This is a genomic window from Micromonospora sp. L5 (genome assembly GCF_000177655.2).
Taxonomy (GTDB): Bacteria; Actinomycetota; Actinomycetes; order Mycobacteriales; family Micromonosporaceae; genus Micromonospora; species Micromonospora aurantiaca.
Genome location: NC_014815.1, coordinates 2,234,989 through 2,256,079, shown reverse-complemented (window position 1 = coordinate 2,256,079; position 21,091 = coordinate 2,234,989). Strand labels below are relative to the sequence as shown.

Here is a 21,091-nt window from a genome sequence, read left to right as displayed (position 1 = left end):
GAGACGGGGAAGGCCGGCACCCCGGGTGGGGTGCCGGCCTTCGGGTGTGCGGGACGGTCAGGCGGAGTAGCCGCGGCTGGCGATCCAGTGCGCCAGGTCGATCGTGGTGATCCAGTACGAGGGCAGCGACGGGTCGGCCGAGTCGGCGATCCGTACGGTCCGGCCGTCGTCCTTGTAGCCGACCACCGCGACGTAGTGGCCACCAGGGAACGAGTGCCAGCCGCCGTTGGTGTCGGTGGCCGTACCGGCGACGTTCGCGACGACCCCGCGGCCGTTGCTGATCGCCTCGACCACGTCGGCCTGGAGGCGGTCCATCTGGGCCGGGGTGGCCGAGCCGGGAATCATGCGGGTCCGGTACGGGTTGCCCTTGACCTGCTGGTTGAGCACGCGGGTGGTGTCCTCGGCCGAGTTGGTGCCCATCTCGGTGGTGCCGAGGGGGCCGGCGAGCGCGTCCTGGCTGCGCTCGATGCCGGCGGCGCTGAGCGCGTTGCGCACGGCGGCCGGGCCGCAGTAGAAGTAGTTGATCTGGGCCTGGTAGTCGTAGTCGAGCGACTTGCTCGACGGCGGCTTCGGCTTGGCCTTGGGCGTGGTGTCCGGGTCGGCAGCGGCCTTCGCGGACGGGGAGGCGCTCGGCGACGCGCTGGGCGAGGCGGAGGCGCTGGGCGACGCCTGCGGTACGGCGATGCGGGCCTCGCTGCGGCTGGCGGGCTGCTCGCCGAGGCGGGCGGCGCCGAGGTCGGCGACCGCGGCGGTGTTCTCCTGGACCGGGGCGTCGTCACCGGCGGTGGCGACGGTTCCGGCGCCGGCGGCCAGCACGAGCGCGGCGGCCGATCCGGCGATGATCTGGTACGGGCGTTCGGTGACGATCCGTCGCAGCTGACGCTTCAGGTGGTGCTTCACGAAATCCTCCACGGGGCGTGAGCGGCACACGCCGGCCCGGCACGCGGAGGAACTCACACGTGCTGGCGGGGCCGGATGGCCGGGGGATCGGGAACGCCCGTGATGCCGGGCGCCCAGGGGGCGGTTGCCGGTCGCGCGTCAGGCGCGCGCGGGCACCGCTTCGCCGTGGAGGCGGGGGGACGATCGAGGGGTGGGCACGCGGGGTACTCCTTCCGTGGCCGCCGACCGGGTTAGCTGACGGATTCGGGCGGGAAGTACGCCCTACCGCGGGCCGTGGGCTCGCGGATTCACCCCGATGGTGCTCATGGGTCCCCGGTTCGTGGAACACGATTAGGCGGGTCGGTGCGGCGTCGCCGTCGGCGATCGATTACCGCATCGGACGCGCCGACACTACCGGTGGGTATGCCCCCTGCCAAGCGCTCCCACCTGCGTAAACGTGATCCGTGGTAACGGATTTCGGAACACCCGGTTACTGACTTCACTCAATGGGACAAGCAGTTTCGACGGCGCCCGGCGGCGGAAAGCGGACAGACGGCGACCACCCGGCCGGCAATCGCGATACTCGATGACCCGTTCTGCGCCCGGCGCCCGTTTCGGCGGCCCGGGTGACCGGGCTCACCACGTTCCGGGTAACGATTCGGTCGAGACGGCCGTCTCAGCCGACCCGGGCCGGGCGCCAGCGGGCGTTACGGACCGACGCGGGCACCGGCTGGGCGCTCGGCGTCGCGCTCCGGTACGCCGGGGCGGGCCGCAGCGCCACGGTGGCCGCGTACGCCTCGGCCGCGAGCGTCCGGGCGGCCTCGGCGGCCAGTTCCGCGTCCCGCCAGGCCGCCCGCTCCCGCGCGGCGGCGCTCTCCCATCCGGCCCGGCGCCCGTCCCTGACGGTGCGGGCCAGCACGATCTCCTGCTCGGCCGGGTGCCGGCGCGGATCCCACCCGTTGCGGCGCGCCAGCACGTCGGCGAGCTGACGGGCGGTCAGGTCGCCCCGCCAGTGCGCCGTCATGGCGGCGTGGCGCAGCCAGCGCTCCCGGGCCGCGTACTCCGCAGGGGTTCGTGGCGTGCGCGGCGCGGCCAGCGCGGCGGCGCCGGCGAGGCGGCGGGCGGCGGCGTCCGCCTCGTCGTACGCGGTCCAGGCCCGGTCCGCCTCGTCCTGCGCGGCCAGCCACCGCTCCCGGCGGCGACGGGCCGTCTGGGCGGCCCCGGCGGCGGCCACCGCCACCTCCTCGGCGTACCGGATCAGGTCGTCGCGGCGGGCGGCGTCGGCGTCGGCCGGCTCGGGGGCGGTCTCCGGCGCGGGGTCGCGTTCGGGCCGGGCGACGAGCGCGGCGAGCAGGCCCAAGGCGAGCAGCAGGAGGAAGGACCAGATGGCGGCGGCCTCGGGCACGGAGGTGAGGAAGTGGTACAGAGCGGTCTGCGACATGGTCGGCACCTCACGGGAAGGACCTGGCGGGAGGACCCGCACGACCTCGCCGGGGCGGGCCGGTGGAGGGCCGCCGGGGCGGGTGCGGGGATGACGTGCGGTGGGTGCGGAGAACGGGCGCGGCCCGTGAGCGGGTCAGCGGGCGGGCGGGGCCCGCGGGCCGGCCGGTGCGACGGCCCGTCCGGCCGGGACCGGCTCCACGACGGCCGGGGCGGCCGCCCGGGGCGCGGGCGCCGGAACCCCGGCGGGAGCGGCCTGCCGCTCGGCCACGCGGTCGGCCTCCGGCCGCGTCGCGGTCGAGGCGCCGGTGACCGTGTACGTCGAGGCGGCGACCGCCGGAGCCGGGGCGGCAGCGGCGACACCGGCCGGCAGCGTGGCGGCGCCGAACGAACAGGCGACGACCACGGCGAGACTGGCGAGCATCCGGGCGGTCCAGCGCGCCACCCACCACACGGGGCAGGTGAGCGCGATCGGAAGCACGGGTACAAATTACCGCCGATCCCCCACGAACGCACCGCCGCACGGCGTGTCGCGGATCGACAGGCGGACGTGTGCGCGTGTCAGTCCGGGCGACGCCGCCCGGCGTACTCGATGTCCTCGGCCGGACCGGTGACGGGCCTCGCGCCGCCGTCGGCGGCCGGGCTGGTGGCGGCCTCGGCGGGCTCGCGCGGAGCCGGCACGGCCGGTGCGCGCGACGCCGCGCGGGCCCGGCGGGACGGGCCGAGCAGGCGCATCATCGGTGTCTCCACCCAACGGTGCAGCGCGGCGGCCAGCGCGAGCGTGACCACCAGGAAGCCGAGCACCGCGACCGGGCCGCGCCAGCCGGGCAGCCCGGTCCCCCAGTGCCCGGTCAGCCGCAGCACAGTGACCATGACGAGCACGTGCACCAGGTAGAAGGCGAACGAGACCTCACCGAGCCAGACCATCGCCCGGGACCGCCAGGGGGTGGGGCGGCCGCGCACGTCGGCGTCCGCCGCGGCGGCGATGACCAGCAGGTACGCGACAGCGAGCAGCGCCGCCCAGAACTCGGCCGGGATCCACAGCGCGGCGACCACCCAGGTGGCGACGAAGAGCCCGGTGGCGACGGCGAGGTTCGGTCCGCGCCAGCGGTGCCGGCGCATCAGCTCGGCGGCGGCCACGCCCATCCAGAACTCCAGCGACCGGGTCACCGGGAAGATCTGGGTGAACCACCACCGCTGCTCCTCCGGCACGAGCTGCTGGCCGGGCCACAGCGCCAGGATGAGCAGCGGCGCCGCGACCAGCACGGTCCGCAGCACGCCGGTACGGGCCCGGCGCAGCCACGGCACCACGAGCGGCAGGCACAGGTAGAAGGCCAGCTCGCAGGAGAGCGACCAGCTCACGTTGTTGACGCTGTAGAAGTAGCCGCCCAGCGGGATCCACGCCTGGACCAGGAAGAAGTTGGCGATCGCGGCCCACGGCACGACCGGGTCGGCGAACCAGGCCGCTACGGCCAGCGCCGCGACGAACGTCACCACGTGGTTCGGGTAGATCTTGGCGAACCGGCGGCGCAGGAACGTCCACGCGCGCTCCCCGTCCCGGTACGACCAGACCAGCACGAACCCGCTGAGGATGAAGAAGAACTCGACGCCGGACAGGCCCAGGCTGAACGCCTTGTCGACCAGGGGCTTCAGGTGCGGCTCGGCGATGATCCCCATGGTCCCGGCGTGGAAGCCGAAGACCAGCAGCGCGGCCATCCACCGCAATCCGGTCAGCGACGGCAGTCGCGGGGCACGGGTGACGGTCGGCGCGCTGGTCATTCCGGGCACCCTACCCCGGGGAACCGGGACGTTCCCGGCGAGCCGACGTCCGCTCGGCTCCGCTCGGGCGGCGGATAGGATTTCCGTTCTGCACGCGCGGGCACCCACCCGGCTCCCGCCCGCACGCCGTGCCGTACGGAAGGTGAGCGAACCGGATGCACCAGCGGATCCTGCTCCGCGCCCGCAAGGGCCCGTTCGACGTCCTCACGCCCGAGGAGACGTTCGCCGGCAACTGGATCGGGGACAACAGCGGCAACCTGGTCTTCAGCCACGCCGCACACAAGCTGCTCGCCACCTCCTCGGCCGAGATCACACCGACACGCACTCCGGCCGACCCGCGGCTCGCCGACGAGATCAACGAGCGGCACGACGTGTTCGTCGTACCGCTGGCGAACGCGTTCCGCCGCAGCTTCGTGCACCGCCTGACGCCGCTGACCCGGCTGATCGAACGGCTGAAGATCCCGGTGGTGGTGCTCGGCGTCGGCGTGCAGACGAACGTCGACGGCGACCGCGAGTACCTGCGGCCGATCGACGAGCCGGTCCGCGCGTTCTGCAAGGCCGTGCTGGACCGGTCGCACAGCATCGGCGTACGCGGCGAGGTGACCGAGAGCTACCTCAACGCGCTGGGCTTCTCCGCCGTGGAGCAGATCGGCTGCCCGTCGATGTTCCTGCACGGCGACACGTTCCAGTTGGAGAAGAGCCGCCCGGAGCTGACCGCCGACTCGAAGGTCGCACTGACCATCTCCCCGTACGTCCGCTCGATGGCCGCGGTGGTCCGCCACCACCAGGAGCGCTACCCGAACCTCTGCTACGTGCCGCAGGACCTGCGCACGCTCGGCACCCTGCTCTACGGCGACGCGCCCGAGCACCGGGGCCAGAGCAGCGACATCCCGCTGCACACCTCGCACCCGCTGTTCGCCGAGGACAAGGTGCGCATGTTCGTCGACCCGTGGACCTGGATGTCGCACCTGTCCGGGTACGACTTCGCGTTCGGCACCCGCATCCACGGCACCATCACCGCGCTCGTGGCGGGCACGCCCGGCTACCTGTTCGCGCACGACTCGCGCACCCTGGAACTGGCCCGCTACTTCGGCATCCCGCACCGGATCATGCGGGACGTGCCGGCCGACGTGGACGCCGCCGACCTCTACGCGGAGGCCGACTACACAGCGCTCAACGACGGCCACAAGGCCCGCTTCGAGACCATCACCGCGTTCCTACGCAAGCACGACCTCGGCACCTCGTTCGCCGACGGCGACAGCGCCGCGCGCTTCGACAGGCAGGTCGGCGAGACGGTGTTCCCGCCGGCCGTCCGGCCCGCCGCCGCCACCACGCCGGCCGAACTGCTGACCCGCATCGAACGGCTGCGCGACGAGAACGCCACGCTCACCGCCACCATCGACGCGCTGCGCTCGCAGCAGCTCCGGGAGCGGATCAAGCAGGCCGTCCCGGGCAAGGTCCGCCGGATGCTGCGGCGTTGATCGTCGTACGCCTGTTCGAGAGCGGGGTACGATCGGCTGCGTGTCCGACGCGTACCAGCCCTCGATGCTCGACCTGGCCGAGCAGGGCCCGACCCTGGGCCCGCTCGCCGGGGCGCTGCGCCGGCACGAACTGAGCCGGGGCGCCTGGGTCGATCACCTGCCCGGCTGGGTGCGCGGCTCCGACGAGGTGCTCGACACGCTGCGCCACGACGTGCCGTGGCGGGCCGAACGCCGGACCATGTACGACACCGAGGTCGACGTGCCCCGGCTGCTCTGCTGGTACGCCGCCGGCCGGCCGCTGCCGCACCCGGTGCTCACCGAGGCCCGGGACGCGCTCACCCGGCACTACGCGCCCGAACTGGGCGAGCCGTTCGTCACCGCCGGCATGTGCCTCTACCGCGACGGGCGCGACAGCGTGGCCTGGCACGGCGACACCCTGGGCCGCTCCGCGCACACCGACACCATGGTGGCGATCGTCTCGTTCGGCTCCCCGCGCGCGCTGCTGCTGCGCCCGCGCGGCGGAGGCGGCGGCAGCCTGCGGTTCCCGCTCGGCCACGGCGACCTCGTGGTCATGGGCGGCTCCTGCCAGCGCACCTGGGAGCACGCGGTGCCGAAGACCACCCGGCCGGTCGGCCCCCGGGTCAGCGTCCAGTTCCGTCCCACAGGCGTCGCCTGAGCCGGGGCGGGCCCCCATCGCCGCAGGGCACGTGCTAGAAACAACTCCCAGGGTCGATCACGCCCCCGTCACCCGATGACGCGAAGGGCGACCGATGACCCAGTCCCCCACCTCCCGCTGGTCCCCGTGGACACTGCACGGCGACGGCCGCCAGGTACGCCCCGGCGACGTGGTCGCACCCGACGAACGGCTCTCCTGGCCGCGCACCATCGGCGTGGGCGTGCAGCACGTGGTCGCCATGTTCGGCGCCACCTTCACCGTCCCGCTGATCACCGGCTTCCCGCCCGCCACCACGCTGCTGTTCTCCGGGCTCGGCACGCTGCTGTTCCTGCTGATCACCGGCAACCGGCTGCCCTCGTACCTCGGGTCGTCGTTCGCGTTCATCGCGCCGGTCCTGGCGGCGAAGACCGACGGCGGCATCGGCGCGGCCCTCGGCGGCATCGTGGTCGCGGGCGTGGCGCTGGCGATCGTCGGCGTGGTGGTGCAGGTGGCCGGCTCCCGCTGGATCGACGCGCTGATGCCGCCTGTGGTCACCGGCGCGATCGTCATGCTGATCGGCCTCAACCTCGCGCCGGTCGCGTGGGACGGCGACGGCTCCGGCACCGGCGTGAAGGCGCAGCCGCTGATCGCCGTGGTCACGCTCGTCGCGATCCTGCTCACCACTGTGCTGTTCCGCGGCTTCGTGGCGCGGCTGTCGATCCTCGTCGGCGTGGTGGTCGGCTGGGTGCTCGCCGCGCTCACCGGCAACCTCGACCAGCAGGCCGTCAGCAGCCTGCGCCAGGCGGCCTGGGTCGGTTTCCCCGAGTTCCACACGCCGAGCTTCGACGCGCGTGCCGTCGTGCTGGTCATCCCGGTGATCCTGGTGCTGATCGCGGAGAACGCCGGGCACGTCAAGGCGGTCGCCGCGATGACCGGCCGCAACCTGGACCGCGACATGGGCCGGGCGCTGCTCGGCGACGGCGTCGCCACAGTGCTGGCCGGGTCCGGCGGCGGTTCCGGCACCACCACGTACGCGGAGAACATCGGCGTGATGGCGGCGACCCGCGTCTACTCCACCGCCGCGTACTGGATCGCCGGCGGCACGGCGATCCTGCTCGGGCTCTGCCCGAAGTTCGGCGCGCTGATCCTCACCGTCCCGGCCGGGGTGCTGGGTGGCGCCACCACCGCGCTGTACGGCCTGATCGCCATTCTGGGCGCCCGGATCTGGATCGAGAGCCGGGTCGACTTCCACGACCCGATCAACCTGTTCACCGCCGCGGTGGCGGTGATCATCGGCGCCGCCAACTACACGCTGACGGCCGGCGATCTGTCGTTCAACGGCATCGCGCTGGGCACTGCTGCCGCCCTGGTCATCTACCACGGCATGCGCGTGATCGCCCACCTGCGCGGCACGACCCCCGAGTTCCGCCAGTCCCCCGAACCCGAACTCTGACCCGCCCCACCGCCGCCCCACCCTCGCCCCGTTGATCATGAAGTTAGCGGCACAGTTTGCCCGATTCACGCCCGCCAACTTCATGGTCAACAGGCGGTGGGGGGGGATCAGGTCACCCGGAGGGCCCGACCGCGTCGATCATGAGGTTAGCGGCACTCGGTGTCCGTTTTGTCGCCGCTAACCTCATGATCGACCGTGCAGAGTGGGGGCGAGTGCCCAGACGCCCGGAACTCGCCAGCCGCCCAGGGCGCCCAGTGCGGCAGGAGCGCCCGCTGCGGTGATCAAGGAGTTTGTGGTCGGCGCGGGGCGTGAAAAGGCCGCTAACTCCTTGATCAACCGGGTTGGGTGGGGCCGGGAGGGGCGCAGCGGGGAGGACGGGTCGGGTGGCCGGAGGGCTGGGGCACGCCGCCGGGCCGGGTGCGGGCGGAGGCAGGGGACGAGCGGCGGCGACTGAGCGGTTGGGGCGGGTGGGCCGGGCCGCCCCAACCCCGTCAGTCACGGTCGATGTGGTGGCCCACCACGGTCGGGCCGAGCATCACGGCGAAACCGGAGCCGTCTCGGCGCGGGTCCGCAGGGGGCAGGTCCACCGGGTCGCCGGTGGCCGTCGCGCCCACCGGCCGCGGGCCGATCCAGGCCACCGACAGCTCCAGCTCGCCCTTGAGGAACCGCTGCGCGCGTACGCCGCCGGTCGCCCTTCCCTTCGCCGGGTACGCCTTGAACGGCGTCACCTTCACCGTCGCTCCGGTCGACGTGACCACCATCGGCTCACCGTGCTTCGAGTCGTCGGTGCGGATCGCGCCGAAGAAGACCGCCCGCGCGCCGGCCGGCAGGTTGATGCCGGCCATGCCGCCGCCCTTGAGCCCCTGCGGGCGTACGACGGATGCGGCGAAGCGCAGCAGCGACGCCTCGGACGAGACGAACGCCAGCGTCTCGGCGCCGTCGGTCAGCCAGGTCGCGCCGATTACCTCGTCGCCGTCACGCAGCGAGATCACCTCGAACTCGTCGGAGCGGACCGGCCAGTCCGGGGCGCACACCTTCACCACGCCCGCCCGGGTGCCGAGCGCCAGGCCGGGCGACCCCTGCGCGGACGGGCCCAGCGGCGCGAGCCCGACCACCGTCTCGCCCGGCTCCAGCGGCACCAGTTCCGCCGCCGACATGCCGCCGCGCAGCGACACCGTGCCGGACTGCTCCGGCAGCACCGGCAACGGCAACACGTCGATCTTGAACGCCCGGCCGGCGCTGGTCACCAGCAGCACCCGCCCGCGGGCGGTGGAGTGCACGATGGCGCGTACCGCGTCGTGCTTGACCCGGCCGCTGCGCCGGCGCGCCTCGGCGGCCTCCTCCGACTCGGCCGCGGTCCGCGCCACCAGCCCGGTGGCGGAGAGGATCACCTGGCACGGGTCGTCGGCGACCTCCAGCGGACCGGCGGGCACCGAGGCGGCCAGCACCTCCTTGAGGTCGCCGTCGACGAGCGTGGTGCGTCGCGGCGCGCCGAACTGCTTGACCACGGCGGCCAGCTCGTCGGAGACCACCTTCCGAAGCACCTTCTCGTCGTCCAGGATCTTCGACAGCTCGGCGATCTCGCCGCGCAGCTTCTCCTGCTCGGCCTCCAGTTCCAGCCGGTCGTACTTGGTCAGCCGGCGCAGCGGAGTGTCCAGGATGTAGGTCGCCTGGATCTCGGAGAGCTTGAACCGCTGCATCAGGCCGTCCTTGGCGGCCTGGGCATCCTCGCTGGCACGGATCAGCTTGACCACCCGGTCGATGTCGAGCAGGGCGATCAGCAGGCCGTCGACCAGGTGCAGGCGCTCCTCCCGCTTGCGCTTGCGGTACGCGCTGCGCCGGGTCACCACCTCGTAGCGGTGGGCCAGGAACACGTCGAGCAGTTCCTTGAGCCCGAGCGTGCGGGGCTGGCCGTCGACGAGCACCAGGTTGTTCACGCCGAAGGACTGCTCCAGCGGGGTGAGCCGGTAGAGGTCGGCCAGCAGCGCCTGCGGGTTGACGCCGACCTTGCACTCCACCACCAGGCGGGTGCCGTTCTCCCGGTCGGTGAGGTCCTTGACGTCGGCGATCCCGGTCAGCCGCTTGGTCTTGTTCACCTCGTTGGTGATGGCCGCGATGACCTTCTCGGCGCCCACGCCGTACGGCAGTTCGGTCACGGTGATGGCCTGCCGGCCGCGGCTGCCCTCCAGCGGGCCGATCTCCACCCGGCCGCGCATGCGCACCACGCCGCGCCCGGTCTCGTACGCGCGGCGTACCTCGTCCAGGCCGAGCAGCAGCCCGCCGGTCGGCAGGTCGGGGCCGGGCACGAACTCCATGAGCTTGTCGAGTGTGGCGTCCGGGTGGTTGATCAGCCACCGGGCGGCCTGGACCACCTCGCCGAGGTTGTGCGGGATCATGTTCGTCGCCATGCCGACCGCGATGCCGGACGCGCCGTTGACGAGCAGGTTCGGGAACGCCGCCGGCAGCACCGTGGGCTGGGTCAGCGAGCCGTCGTAGTTCGGCTCGACGTCGACTGTGTCCTCACCCAGCTCGCCGGTGAGCAGCATCGCCTCCCGGGACATCCGGGCCTCGGTGTAGCGGGCCGCGGCCGGGCCGTCGTCCGGGCTGCCGAAGTTGCCGTGCCCGTCGATGAGCGGGACGTTGAGGGAGAAGTCCTGCGCCAGCCGCACCATCGCGTCGTAGATCGCGGTGTCGCCGTGCGGGTGGTATTTACCCATCACGTCGCCGACGATCCGGGCGCTCTTGACGTGGCCGCGGTCCGGCCGGTGGCCCTGCTCGTGCATCGACCAGAGGATGCGCCGGTGCACCGGCTTGAGCCCGTCGCGCGCGTCGGGCAGGGCGCGGGAGTGGATGACCGAGAACGCGTACTCCAGGTAGGAGTCCGAGACCTCGGTGACCAGCGGGTTGTCGAAGACGCGGGCGCCGGCCTGGTCGAAGGCGGCCAGGTCCGCCTTCGCGCGGTCGTCCTTGCGGCGTGCCATGGTGCGGTTTCCTTCCGAGACGAACCCGTTGGTCAGGCGTCGATGGCGTCGCGGTCGACCCGGTCGGCGGAGTCGATCAGCCAGTTGCGGCGGGGCTCGACCTTCTCCCCCATGAGCAGTTCGAGGATCCGCTCGGCGGCCTCGACGTCGTCGAGCGTGATCCGGCGGACCGCCCGGGTGGCCGGGTTCATGGTTGTCTCCCACAGCTCGTCGGCGTCCATCTCACCGAGGCCCTTGAAGCGCGGGATGGGCGTGACGATCTGCTTGCCGGCCTTCTCCAGCTTGCGGACCGTCGCCTCCATCTCGGCCTGGGTGTAGGTGTAGACGGTCTGCGGGTTGCGCCCCTTCGTGGTGATCTTGTGCAGGGGCGGCATCGCCGCGTAGAGCCGACCGGCCTCGATCAGCGGCCGCATGTAGCGGGCGAACAGCGTGATCAGCAGGGTACGGATGTGCGCGCCGTCGACGTCCGCGTCGGCCATGATGAGCACCCGGCCGTACCGCAGGGCGGACAGGTCGAACGTACGGCCGGAGCCGGCGCCGAGCACCTGCACGATCGCGGCGCACTCGGCGTTGTCCAGCACCTGCTGGAGGTTGGCCTTCTGCACGTTGAGGATCTTGCCGCGGATCGGCAGCAGCGCCTGGTATTCGGAGGAGCGGGCCATGCGGCTCGTCCCGAGCGCGCTGTCGCCCTCCACGATGAACAGCTCGCTGCGCTCCACGCCGGTGGCGCGGCAGTCGACGAGCTTGGCCGGCATGGCCGCGCCCTCCAGCGCGGTCTTGCGGCGGGCGGCGTCCTTCTGCTGCTTCTGGGTGAGCCGGACGCGGGCCGCGTCGACGATCTTCTGCAGCACCGTACGGGCCTCGGCCTTGGTCCGGCGGTCCTCCAGCCAGCTCTTGAGGTGCGCCTCGACCAGACCCTGGAGCACCTTGGTGATGCCGGCGGTGGACAGCTCGTCCTTGGTCTGCGAGGTGAACTGCGGTTCGGGGATGCGCACGTGCACCACGGCGGTCATGCCCTCCAGGACGTCGTCCAGGGTGGGCGCGTCCTCCTTGGGCTTGAGCAGGCCGCGGGCGTTGCGGGCGGCGTCGGCGAGGGTACGGGCCAGCGCCCGCTCGAAGCCCTTGCGGTGGGTGCCGCCGTGGGCGTTGCGGATGGTGTTGGTGAAGCACTCGACGGTGCGCTCGTAGCCGGTGCCCCAGCGGAACGCCACCTCGACCTCGGCGCGGCGCTGCACGTTGGACTGCATGACGCCGTTGGCGTCGGCGGCGTTCTCCCGGTAGGTGCCCTCGCCGGTGACCAGCAGCGTGCCGGAGACCGGCCGGTCGCCGGCCGGGGCGAGGAACTCCACCATGTCGGTGAGGCCGTCGGGGAAGTGGAAGCTCTCCTCGCCGGGTTCCTCGCCGGTCTCGTCGCGCAGCCGGTAAGCCACGCCGGGGACGAGGAACGCGGTGTTGCGCAGCTTGAGCCGGACCGTCTCGGTGTCAAGCGTGGCGCCGGTCTCGAAGTAGCGGGGGTCGTGCCACCACCGGATCGAGGTGCCGGTGCGCTGGCCGCGCTTCATCGCGCCGACGATCTGCAGGCCGGGGCCGGGGGTGAACGGCGCGTCCGGGCCGTCGCCGTCGAAGACGCCCGGTACGCCGTGGCGGAACGACATGGCGTGGACCTTGCCGCCGCGCCGGACGGTGACGTCGAAGCGGCGGGACAGCGCGTTGACCGCCGACGCGCCGACGCCGTGCAGGCCGCCGGAGGTCTTGTAGCCGGAGCCGCCGAACTTGCCGCCCGCGTGCAGGCGGGTCAGCACCAGCTCGACGCCGGAGATGCCGGACTTGGCGTGCACGTCGGTGGGGATGCCCCGGCCGTCGTCGTCGACCTGGACCGAGCCGTCGGCGTGCAGGATCACGTCGACCTTGGTGGCGTGACCGGCGACACCCTCGTCGGTCGAGTTGTCGAGGATCTCGTTGACGAGGTGACCCACGCCACGGCTGTCGGTCGAGCCGATGTACATGCCCGGGCGCTTGCGGACGGCGTCGAGGCCCTCCAGATGCGTCAGGTCGTCGGCCCCGTAGAGGGTCTCAGGCTGTGCGGTCAACTGGTCGTACTCCCAGGTCTCGGCGGTGTGGTGCCGTTCACCGTGTGATCCCCCCACGATGATCGCCGGGCGCGGCGCGCCGGAGCGAGCCTAGCCGGGTGCCCTGACAGGTCGGCGGCACCGGGGCGGTGCGTTGCGCGATCGGCCTGCCGGCCGGGTCCGCGCCGCGGCCGCGTACGGCGGCCGGCGGGACGGGCCGGGGCTCCAGGCGGCACAACGACCCGGGCACCGGATGTCTTCCCCGATGCGGGGCCACTGATGTCGAACCATTGACGTCCGTCACACGTGCGTGATCTGATCGCCCCCCTGAAGAATCTTTCACATTTCGATGTCTTGGGAGGTCGGGCATGTCCGTGTTCCGTCGTTCCGTGCTCGCGGCGGCGTTGGCGCTCGCCACGGTGGCGTTACCCGCCGCCGCGGCGCCCGCCCGGCCCGCAGCCGCCGCACTGCCCACCGCCGCGGTGGCGCTGGGAGACAGCTTCATCAGCGGTGAGGGCGCCGGGGCGTACGCGCCGGTCGTGGACGTCAACGGGGTGGCCCAGGGCTTCCCCGGCTGGTCCGCCGCCAACGCCAACGCCTACTTCTGCCACCGCTCCCCGAACGCCTCGCTGTTCCAGGCCGACCTGCCCGGCATCTCCGCGCGGTTCAACCTGGCCTGCTCGGGCGGCCAGCCGTACGACATCGCCAGCGCCTCGGCCACCCGGACCAAGGGGCGGCAGGTGGCCGCCCAGCTCGACCAGCTCCGGTCGGTGGCGCGGACCCACGACATCGATCTGGTGCTCGTCGGCCTCGGCTCGAACAACAGCTCGTTCACCTTCGGCAGCGTGGCGGAGAAGTGCGCCAACCGGTTCATCGCCGACGCGTGGACCGGCTGGTGGGAGTTCTGGGCGTACCTGGGCGGGCCGGTGGAGCAGAAGCCGTGCACCGACGCCGACCTGGGCACGGCCGCGCAGTTCGCCGCCGCCACCGCGGAGACCACAACGGCGCTGCGGCAACTGCTCACCACGCTGGACCAGATCGACGCCGACGGGCAGCACCGGGTGGTGTTCCAGGACTACACCAACCCGCTGCCGTTCGAGCTGAACCAGACCTACTGGACCGAGGACAGCCGCGACGACACCCGGGACAAGTTCCGCGCGCTGGGCGCCGAGCGGTACGCGGCCGGCTGCCCGATCCACCGGGCCAGCCTGGCGCCCGGCCACCGCTTCTCGCAGGGGCTCGGCACGCTCGTCAGCTCGGTACGCGGCACGCTCGCCGGCGAGTTCCCGCAGGACGACCTGGTCTACCTGAACGTGCAGCGCGCGTTCGACGGCGCCCGGCTCTGCGAGTCGACTGGCAGCCCGGGCAATGCCCTGGCCACGCCGATCCGGCTGATGGACGGCCCGAGCGGCACGTTCGTCACCAGCCTCTCCGGATACGACAAGCTCGACATCCAGCGGATCGCCAACGCCTGCGGCACGTACTTCCAGACCTGCCAGGAGTCGTGGCACCCGAACGCCGCCGGACACAAGGTGCTCGGCCGGTGCCTGGCCGGGGCGGCGGCGACCGGCGTCCGTACCGTCTCCTGCGTCCGCGCCCCGGACGGCACGGTGAGCGTGAGCTGAGCGCGCCGGACCGGGCCGGAAGAACCGGCCCGGTCCGGCGTCAGGCCCGGATCGCGGTGCCGAGGACGTGCGGCGAGGCCGGGGCCGGCAGCCCGGTCGGCGGGAAGCGGAAGCGGTCCAGCGCGGTCACCTCGAACCCGGCGGCCCGGATCGCGGCCACCGTGTCCCGGGCGGTGTGGCAGCCGGCGCAGAACAGCGGCCAGAGCGTGGCGTCGGCCAGGCGCTGGGCCCGGCGCAGGCCGGGCGTCTGCGCCACCACGTGTTCGTAGAAGCGCAGTTCGCCGCCGGGCCGCAGCACCCGGCGTGCCTCGCCCAGCGCGACCGCCTGGTCCGGCACCGAGCAGAGCACGAGCGACAGCACCACCGCGTCGGCGGCGCCGTCGGCGACCGGCAGCGTCTCGGCGAGACCGGCGACGACCGTCACAGGTATCCGGGCTCCGGGTGCGGCGGCGCGGGCCAGGGCACGCAGGCGTGGCTCCGGCTCGACGGCGACCACGCCGGTCACCCCCGGTGGGTAGTGCGCGAGGTTGCGCCCGTTGCCCGCGCCGACCTCGACCACCCGGCCGCGCAGCCCGGCGACCAGGCGGGCGCGGTGCTCGGCCATCCCGGCCTGGTCCATCGCGACGCTGGCGCGGGCGAAGAGCCGGGAGAAGATCGGATGGGAGACGGCCATCAGCGGCCTGCCGGTGGCGCGCCGAGGCTGAGCAGGAGCGGGCCGGCGGATCCGTCGACCAGGTCGCCGAGGCGTACCCCGTCGAGCACGGCGAGGAAGGCGGCCTGCGCGCGGCGCAGCTCACCGCGCAGCCGGCACTCCGCGACCAGCGGGCAGACCGGTTGCGCGCAGTCGACCACCTCGCCGTCGCCCTCGAAGGCGCGGACCACCCGCCCGACGGTGATGTCCCCGGCGTGTTCGGCGAAGGCCACGCCGCCGGAGCGGCCCCGGATGGTCACCAGGACGCCGATGCGTTGCAGCCGCTGCACCACCTTGGCGACGTGGCTGCGGGGCAGTTCGAGCCGGGTGGCGAGTTCGTCGACTGTGGCCCGGACCGGGGACGCGGCGGTCAGCATGGCGATCCGCAACGCCATGTCGGTCGACCGGTTCAGCCTCACGCACCGACCCTAGCCACTCGGCGCCGTCCGGGACACCAGCAGATTCACGGTGACTCTTGCCACCCCGGCACCGGGACCTTCGGCCCTGAAAGAGGAATCGTGGATTCCTGTTTCGTGGAGATCGACCTGTTCGAACCCCGGAAGGAGATTCGGTCGTGCTCTCGGAATCCTCAGCTGCGGTCGTGACCGCCACCCTGCCCGTCGTGCAGGCGCACGGCGAGGCCATCACCGGCCGCTTCTACCAGCGGATGTTCGACGCCCACCCGGACCTGCTGGACCTGTTCAACCGGGGCAACCAGGCCACCGGAGCGCAGAAGGCCGCGCTCGCCTCGGCGGTGGTCGCGTACGCGGCGCACCTGACCGGCGACACCGGCATGCCGTGGGGACCGGTCCTGGACCGGATCGCGCACAAGCACGCCTCGCTCGGCATCACCGCCACCCAGTACCCGATCGTCGGCCGGCACCTGCTCGCCGCGGTCGGCGAGGTGCTCGGCGACGCGGTCACGCCGGAGGTGGCCGCCGCCTGGGACGAGGTCTACTGGCTGCTGGCCTGCGAGTTGATCGCCCGCGAGGCGCGGCTGTACGCGGGCGCCGGCGTGCCCGAGGGCGGTCCGGTGTGGCAGGACTGGCGGGTGACCGGCCGGGCCCGGGAGAGCGCCGACGTCGTCTCGCTCACCCTCGCGCCGGCCGGCGGCGGCGCCGCGCCCGGCTTCACCCCCGGCCGGTACGTCTCGGTCGCCGTCGACCTGGACGGCGGCCGGGGACAGCAGATCCGCCAGTACAGCCTCTCCGGCCGCCCGGGCGCCGACACGTGGCGGATCACAGTGAAGCGCGTACGCGGCGAGGGCGGTGCGCCCGACGGCATGGTCTCCGGCCACCTGCACGACCGGGTCGCGGTCGGCGACACGCTACGGCTGAGCCCCGCGTTCGGCGAGGTCGACGCCACCGGCGGCGACGGGCCGCTGCTGCTGATCAGCGCCGGCATCGGGCTCACCCCGGCGATGGCGGCGCTGGCCCACCTGGCCGACCGGAACCCCGGACGCCAGGTGACGCTGGCGCACGCCGACCGGGACGCCGAGGCACACGCGCTGCGCGCGGAACTCCCCGTGCTCCAGCAGCGGCTGCCGAACCTGGCCGTCCACCTCTGGTATCTCGACGCCGCCGGGGCCGACCTGCCCGGCCTGAAGGCTGAGGTGTCCGCCGGGCTGATCGACCCGGACCGGCTCCCGCTGCCCGCCGGGGCGGCCGCGCACCTGTGCGGTCCGGTCGCGTTCATGAACCTGGTCCGGGGCAACCTGCTGCGCCGGGGTGTGCCGGCCGAGCGGATCGCCTACGAGGTGTTCGGTCCCGGGATGCTGCCGGGCTGACGCCCCGCCGCGAGACAGGACCTCCGCAGACCCGATTTTCCGGCACGAGGGGGCCCGTCCAGCGCCCGGAGCCTCCACGGCGGAGGCGACGGGCCCGCGGAGAAGTCGGCGATCTCCTGGTCGGGGGCGGAACCCGAGGGCAGGGGCGCGGGGCGAACGGGTCCGGCCACCCCTTGCTACCCACCGGTAGGTTCGGGCCGTACCCTGATCCGGGTGAGCGGGGACTACACCCAGGAGTTCGTGGACGTCGACGGCGCGCGCATCGGCGTGCAGGTCTACCCGGAGCCGGCCGGTCCGCCCGGCGCGCCGGTGGTGCTGATCTGGCCGGCCATGGGCGTACGCGCCCGCTACTACCGGCCGTTCGCCGCCGCGCTGCGCGACGCCGGGCTCGCGGTGATCGTGGCCGACCTGCGCGGCACCGGCGAGAGCACCCCCGCGCCGTCGCGCGCCTGCCGCTACGGCTACCAGGAGATGGCCACCGACGTCGGCGCCGTGCTCGACGCGCTCAAGCCCCGGCTGGACGGCCGTACCCGGCTGCTGCTCGGGCACTCCCTCGGCGGTCAGGTGGCGGTGCTGCACCAGGCGCTGCACGACGACGACCGGGTGGACGGGCTGGCCCTGGTGGCGGTGGGGCTGCCGTGGTGGCGGCGGTACCCGGGCCTGCGCGGGTGGGGCGTGCTGCCGTACACCCAGGCGATCGCGGCCACGGCCCGGCTGCTCGGCGTCTGGCCGGGCTGGGGCTTCGGCGGCCGGCAGGCCGCCGGCGTCATCCGGGACTGGGCGCACACGGCCCGCACCGGCCGCTTCCCCGCACTGGACGGGGTGGACACGGAGGCCGCCGTGCGGCGGATCCGCACACCTGTGCTGGCGGTGAGCGTCGACGACGACCAGTACACGCCGCACGAGACGCTCGACCACCTCTGCGAGAAGCTGACCGCGGCGCCGGTGACGCGGCACCGCTACACGGTCGCCGAGGCGGGCGCGCCGCTCGACCACTTCACCTGGGTACGCGCGGCGGCGCCCCTGGCCGACCGGATCGCCGCGTTCGCCGGCACGCTCCCCCGCCGCTGAGCCCTCCTCCCCGCCACGCCGGGCGTGAGTCGCCCGATCGTGGGTATGCCGCACCGCCCGAACACGGCGGAGGGGGATCTGATGTCAGAACGGCACACCACGCTGCGCTCGATGCACGACCTGGGCCTGGCGGCCTGGTTCGGCGGTTCCCTGATGGGGGCGCTCGGCGTCAACGGCGCGGCGGCACGGATCAACGACACGACCGAGCGGCTGCCGGTGGCCTCGGCCGGGTGGGCGCGGTGGACACCGGTCAACGCGGCAGCGATCGGCGCGCACCTGGCCGGCGCGGTCGGTGAACTGGTCACCGAGAGCCCGCGGATGGCCCGCCAGGCGGGCGTGGGGAAGATGAGCGCGGTGAAGACCGCGCTGACAGTCGGCGCGCTGGCGGTGACCGGCTACAGCCGGCTGGTCGGCATGCGGCTGGAGAAGGCCGGCGGCCCGCCGGTCGAGGGGACCACCGAACCCAACCACCACACCCCGGCGAACGTCGCGGCCAGCCAGCGGCAGATGAAGCTGCTCCAGTGGGCGGTCCCGGCGCTGACCGGCGCGCTCGTCGTGGTGTCGGCGTACATGGGCGAGCAGCAGAAACCGGGCCAGGTGTTCCGGGGCATGCTCGACCGCGCGGGCGGGCTGATGTCCGCGCCGAAGAACATCGGCAAGGTGGCCGCCGTGGGCGCGGCCGGACGTCATCTGGTCGGGGCGGCCCGTTGACCACCGCGCGGCCGGCGACCCACATCGGGGTGGGTCACCGGCCGCGCGGTGCCCCGGGACCAGACCGTCCGTCGACGGGCGGCACGGACATCAGCAGCCAGGCGAGGTGACCATGACCAGCAGGGACCGGCCGGGTACGGGTGACGGGCGCGGACCGGAGTCGGCCGCGCCGTGGGGCACCACCGACGGCTTCGACGCCGACCCGCCGTGGGGCGCCGGTGACAGCGACCCGATGGACGAGGGCAGCGAGGAGACCGCCGTACCCGAGGGGCGGCTCGGCGAGCGCCGGGCGGCCGGCGCCGGGCCGGGCGAACCGGAGGCGGGCCGGCACGGGTTCGGATCCGTCGAGCCGACCCGGACGCCCGAGGCCGGGCCGGGCGCGCCGCCGGATCCGGCGCCGTCGGGACGGACGTTCCCGGACGACAGGGCGGACGGCGACCTCGGCGACAACGCGCTGGAGGAGGCGACCGGGATGCGCCCGGAGACGCGTCCCTAGGCCGTCAGGAGCCGGTGCCGTCCTCGCCCGGACCACCCGGCACCGACGGCTCGTTGTCCGGCACCGGTGACTCGGCCACCGGGTGCCCGGTGTCGTCGACCAGGCCCGGCGCCATGCTGCCGCCGTGCGCCTCCTCTGCCTCCCGGGTCGCTCGCGGGTCTCGCTCGTCCTCGCCGCGCCGCTTCTCCACCGATCCCCCTTCGCTGTCGTCCATGCCCCCGGCGGTACCCGGACGACGGCTGAGGAAACGTCAGGCGCGCGCGGCGGCGGGCGCGACGCCGAGCAGGCCGGCCAGGCGGGCGGCGTCGCGCTGGGCCTGGTCGCCGCAGCAGTTGTTCATCAGCACGTGCAGTTCGGCGCACTGGTCGGCCAGTTCGCGCAGCAGCACCGACCAGTGCCGCAGCTCCCGCTCGCCGTAGGCGTAGCGGAACCGCTCCTGCTTGTCGCCGCTCTCCCAGGCGGTGCTGTGCCCGTGGAACCTGATCACGGCCAGGTCGGTGGTGGCGACCAGGATCGGCGGCACCGAGGAGACGTGCCCCTGCGGCATGTCCACACAGGCGTACCCGAGGTCGTGTTCACGCAGGAACGTGACGGTGTCGGCCATCGCGTCCCCGTCGAACCAGGACGAGTGCCGCAGCTCGACGGTGACCGGCCAGGGGCGGCAGCGCCGCGCGGCGTCCAGGATCCGCCGCCGGGCCGCCTCGCCGCGGGCCAGCCACGGCGGGAACTGCAACAGCACGGCACCGAGCCGGTCGGCCGCCGCGAGCGGCGCCAGCGCCGCGTGGAACCGGTCCCACAACTCGTCGTACGCCCCGGCGGGCAGGTCACGCCAGCGGATCCGGTTCGGGCCGCCGGCCGGACGCAGGTCGCGGGGCAGCGCGTCGACCGGCGTGTGGTGGCCGGTGAACAGCCGGAACGCCTTGACGTCGAAGGTGAAACCGTCCGGGGTGGCGGCCGCCCAGCCCGCCGTCGTCTCCGGCGCCGGCACGGCGTAGTACGACGTGTCCACCTCGACCAGTCCGAACCGCTCGGCGTACCAGCCGAGCCGGCCGGCGGGGGTGTTGACCCCGCGCGGATACCAGCCGGAGCGGACCAGCATCTGGTCGGCCCAGGAGGACGTGCCCACCTTGATGACACCCATGTAATTCAGTTCACCGCGAGTGCGGGACATCGGCAACCGGAGATGCCCCGGGGCCGTGACCGGCGCCGGGTGACCGACCTCACCGGCTCCTCGGCGCGCCGGAGTGTGACGCCCGGCCGGGTGGCGGCGCTGAGGGTGACGAGATGGACGCATCCGGCCTGGACCAGGAAACCGTCGAGCGGCTGCTCGTCGGCCGCTCCGGCGACAAGCCGACCGCTCCGCCGGGACTGGCCGCCGTGCTGGACGCGGTCCGCGCCGCGCCCGGCACGGGCGAGCTCGACGGCGAGGCGGCAGCGGTAGCGGCGTTCCGGGCCGCCCGGTGGATGCGCCGTCGCCGCAGTGCCCGGTTCGGGGTACGGGTGGCAGTGGCCGCACTGGCCGCGTCCCTGACCGGCGGCGTCGCGCTCGCCGCGACCGGGAACCTGCCGCGCGCCGCACGTCCGGCAGCGCCGCCGGTCGTCACCGCGCCCCCTGCGCCGTCGGCCCGGCCGAGCCCGCCGGCCGGCTCACCGGCGCCCCGGACACCACACCCGTCCTCGCCGCCCGGCCTGTGCGTCGCGTACCGGGCCGTCGCCGAGCCGGAGCGGGGACGGGCCCTGGCCACACCCGCCTTCAGCGGCCTCGTCGCCGCCGCCGGGGGTCACGACCGCGTGCCGGACTACTGCGCCGGGCTGCTGGGCGACGATCCGCCGGGAAAGGCCGGCGGGCGAGGCGGCGGCAGGTCCGCGCACCCGGTCCACCCGTCCGGCGGGCCGCCGGGCGTGGACGACCTCCCGCCCGGGCACGTCGGCCGGCCGTCCGGCACCCCGCCCGGGCGGCGTCCCGGCTGACGA

19 protein-coding genes and 1 riboswitch are annotated in these 21,091 nt (G+C 73.7%); of the genes, 9 read left to right on the top strand and 10 right to left on the bottom strand.

Annotation, left to right across the window (positions count from 1 at the left end):
- Nucleotides 1-57: 57 nt before the first annotated feature.
- The 4 genes from ML5_RS10935 to ML5_RS10920 form a co-directional block, all read right to left on the bottom strand.
- The gene (locus tag ML5_RS10935) at nucleotides 58-912 is read right to left on the bottom strand and encodes a C39 family peptidase (RefSeq protein ID WP_187692167.1); all 855 of its coding nucleotides are present in this window, start codon (nucleotides 910-912) and stop codon (nucleotides 58-60) included.
- Between the two features lie 192 nt (nucleotides 913-1,104).
- Nucleotides 1,105-1,247: riboswitch (cyclic di-AMP (ydaO/yuaA leader) on the bottom strand.
- A gap of 308 nt (nucleotides 1,248-1,555) precedes the next feature.
- Nucleotides 1,556-2,320 (bottom strand): hypothetical protein, encoded by a 765-nt coding sequence (locus ML5_RS10930; RefSeq protein ID WP_013474726.1) that lies wholly within the window; start codon nucleotides 2,318-2,320, stop codon nucleotides 1,556-1,558.
- Nucleotides 2,321-2,455: 135 nt separating this feature from the next.
- On the bottom strand, nucleotides 2,456-2,800 hold the full coding sequence (locus ML5_RS10925) for a hypothetical protein (protein ID WP_013285254.1): 345 nt from the start codon (nucleotides 2,798-2,800) through the stop codon (nucleotides 2,456-2,458).
- An 80-nt stretch (nucleotides 2,801-2,880) separates the two neighbouring features.
- Entirely contained in the window at nucleotides 2,881-4,098 is a 1,218-nt protein-coding gene (locus ML5_RS10920; RefSeq protein WP_013474725.1) for an acyltransferase, read from the bottom strand.
- A 155-nt stretch (nucleotides 4,099-4,253) separates the two neighbouring features.
- Here ML5_RS10920 and ML5_RS10915 point away from each other — a divergent pair, with 155 nt between their 5' ends.
- From ML5_RS10915 to ML5_RS10905, 3 genes are all read left to right on the top strand, one after another.
- Nucleotides 4,254-5,579, top strand: a complete 1,326-nt coding sequence (locus tag ML5_RS10915; RefSeq protein WP_013474724.1) for a polysaccharide pyruvyl transferase family protein — start codon at nucleotides 4,254-4,256, stop codon at nucleotides 5,577-5,579.
- Nucleotides 5,580-5,619: 40 nt separating this feature from the next.
- Nucleotides 5,620-6,255, top strand: coding sequence for an alpha-ketoglutarate-dependent dioxygenase AlkB (locus tag ML5_RS10910; protein ID WP_013474723.1), 636 nt, complete (start codon nucleotides 5,620-5,622; stop codon nucleotides 6,253-6,255).
- 94 nt (nucleotides 6,256-6,349) lie between these two features.
- Nucleotides 6,350-7,687, top strand: coding sequence for a uracil-xanthine permease family protein (locus ML5_RS10905; RefSeq protein ID WP_013474722.1), 1,338 nt, complete (start codon nucleotides 6,350-6,352; stop codon nucleotides 7,685-7,687).
- A 491-nt stretch (nucleotides 7,688-8,178) separates the two neighbouring features.
- Here ML5_RS10905 and ML5_RS10900 read toward each other — a convergent pair whose 3' ends face one another.
- Both ML5_RS10900 and ML5_RS10895 read right to left on the bottom strand, forming a co-directional pair.
- The gene (locus ML5_RS10900) at nucleotides 8,179-10,668 is read right to left on the bottom strand and encodes a DNA topoisomerase (ATP-hydrolyzing) subunit A (protein ID WP_013474721.1); all 2,490 of its coding nucleotides are present in this window, start codon (nucleotides 10,666-10,668) and stop codon (nucleotides 8,179-8,181) included.
- Between the two features lie 32 nt (nucleotides 10,669-10,700).
- Complete coding sequence (locus ML5_RS10895; protein ID WP_041784486.1) at nucleotides 10,701-12,758, bottom strand: DNA topoisomerase IV subunit B; 2,058 nt, start codon at nucleotides 12,756-12,758, stop codon at nucleotides 10,701-10,703.
- Between the two features lie 347 nt (nucleotides 12,759-13,105).
- Here ML5_RS10895 and ML5_RS10890 point away from each other — a divergent pair, with 347 nt between their 5' ends.
- Nucleotides 13,106-14,362 carry a hypothetical protein gene (locus ML5_RS10890; RefSeq protein WP_013474719.1) on the top strand — a complete coding sequence of 419 codons (1,257 nt, stop codon included), beginning with the start codon at nucleotides 13,106-13,108 and terminating at the stop codon, nucleotides 14,360-14,362.
- Between the two features lie 40 nt (nucleotides 14,363-14,402).
- On the opposite strand, the gene ML5_RS10885 is transcribed toward ML5_RS10890, so the two are convergent.
- On the bottom strand, nucleotides 14,403-15,035 hold the full coding sequence (locus ML5_RS10885) for a class I SAM-dependent methyltransferase (protein WP_013474718.1): 633 nt from the start codon (nucleotides 15,033-15,035) through the stop codon (nucleotides 14,403-14,405).
- Nucleotides 15,035-15,472 (bottom strand): Rrf2 family transcriptional regulator, encoded by a 438-nt coding sequence (locus ML5_RS10880; RefSeq protein ID WP_013474717.1) that lies wholly within the window; start codon nucleotides 15,470-15,472, stop codon nucleotides 15,035-15,037. Before ML5_RS10880 ends, ML5_RS10885 begins: the two co-directional genes overlap by 1 nt.
- 155 nt (nucleotides 15,473-15,627) lie before the next feature.
- Between ML5_RS10880 and ML5_RS10875 the strand changes: the two genes are divergently transcribed.
- From ML5_RS10875 to ML5_RS10860, 4 genes are all read left to right on the top strand, one after another.
- Nucleotides 15,628-16,839, top strand: a complete 1,212-nt coding sequence (locus tag ML5_RS10875; RefSeq protein WP_013474716.1) for a globin domain-containing protein — start codon at nucleotides 15,628-15,630, stop codon at nucleotides 16,837-16,839.
- A 213-nt stretch (nucleotides 16,840-17,052) separates the two neighbouring features.
- The gene (locus ML5_RS10870) at nucleotides 17,053-17,910 is read left to right on the top strand and encodes an alpha/beta fold hydrolase (protein WP_013474715.1); all 858 of its coding nucleotides are present in this window, start codon (nucleotides 17,053-17,055) and stop codon (nucleotides 17,908-17,910) included.
- Between the two features lie 81 nt (nucleotides 17,911-17,991).
- Nucleotides 17,992-18,621, top strand: coding sequence for a hypothetical protein (locus ML5_RS10865; protein WP_013285242.1), 630 nt, complete (start codon nucleotides 17,992-17,994; stop codon nucleotides 18,619-18,621).
- Nucleotides 18,622-18,733: 112 nt separating this feature from the next.
- Complete coding sequence (locus tag ML5_RS10860; RefSeq protein WP_013474714.1) at nucleotides 18,734-19,117, top strand: hypothetical protein; 384 nt, start codon at nucleotides 18,734-18,736, stop codon at nucleotides 19,115-19,117.
- 4 nt (nucleotides 19,118-19,121) lie between these two features.
- Here ML5_RS10860 and ML5_RS10855 read toward each other — a convergent pair whose 3' ends face one another.
- Nucleotides 19,122-19,331 (bottom strand): hypothetical protein, encoded by a 210-nt coding sequence (locus ML5_RS10855; RefSeq protein WP_013474713.1) that lies wholly within the window; start codon nucleotides 19,329-19,331, stop codon nucleotides 19,122-19,124.
- 36 nt (nucleotides 19,332-19,367) lie between these two features.
- The gene (locus tag ML5_RS10850) at nucleotides 19,368-20,258 is read right to left on the bottom strand and encodes a DUF72 domain-containing protein (RefSeq protein WP_013285239.1); all 891 of its coding nucleotides are present in this window, start codon (nucleotides 20,256-20,258) and stop codon (nucleotides 19,368-19,370) included.
- Nucleotides 20,259-20,401: 143 nt separating this feature from the next.
- On the opposite strand from ML5_RS10850, the gene ML5_RS10845 reads away from it, so the two are divergent.
- On the top strand, nucleotides 20,402-21,088 hold the full coding sequence (locus ML5_RS10845; RefSeq protein WP_013474712.1) for a hypothetical protein: 687 nt from the start codon (nucleotides 20,402-20,404) through the stop codon (nucleotides 21,086-21,088).
- Nucleotides 21,089-21,091 lie beyond the last annotated feature (3 nt).

Bases quoted from the DNA above. Each gene is read 5' to 3' on its own strand.
- ML5_RS10930 (WP_013474726.1), bottom strand. From the start codon at position 2,320: ATGTCGCAGACCGCTCTGTACCACTTCCTCACCTCCGTGCCCGAGGCC.
- ML5_RS10920 (WP_013474725.1), bottom strand. From the start codon at position 4,098: ATGACCAGCGCGCCGACCGTCACCCGTGCCCCGCGACTGCCGTCGCTG.
- ML5_RS10915 (WP_013474724.1), top strand. From the start codon at position 4,254: ATGCACCAGCGGATCCTGCTCCGCGCCCGCAAGGGCCCGTTCGACGTC.
- ML5_RS10905 (WP_013474722.1), top strand. From the start codon at position 6,350: ATGACCCAGTCCCCCACCTCCCGCTGGTCCCCGTGGACACTGCACGGC.
- ML5_RS10900 (WP_013474721.1), bottom strand. From the start codon at position 10,668: ATGGCACGCCGCAAGGACGACCGCGCGAAGGCGGACCTGGCCGCCTTC.
- ML5_RS10890 (WP_013474719.1), top strand. From the start codon at position 13,106: ATGTCCGTGTTCCGTCGTTCCGTGCTCGCGGCGGCGTTGGCGCTCGCC.
- ML5_RS10885 (WP_013474718.1), bottom strand. From the start codon at position 15,035: ATGGCCGTCTCCCATCCGATCTTCTCCCGGCTCTTCGCCCGCGCCAGC.
- ML5_RS10865 (WP_013285242.1), top strand. From the start codon at position 17,992: ATGTCAGAACGGCACACCACGCTGCGCTCGATGCACGACCTGGGCCTG.
- ML5_RS10860 (WP_013474714.1), top strand. From the start codon at position 18,734: ATGACCAGCAGGGACCGGCCGGGTACGGGTGACGGGCGCGGACCGGAG.
- ML5_RS10855 (WP_013474713.1), bottom strand. From the start codon at position 19,331: ATGGACGACAGCGAAGGGGGATCGGTGGAGAAGCGGCGCGGCGAGGAC.
- ML5_RS10850 (WP_013285239.1), bottom strand. From the start codon at position 20,258: ATGGGTGTCATCAAGGTGGGCACGTCCTCCTGGGCCGACCAGATGCTG.
- ML5_RS10845 (WP_013474712.1), top strand. From the start codon at position 20,402: ATGGACGCATCCGGCCTGGACCAGGAAACCGTCGAGCGGCTGCTCGTC.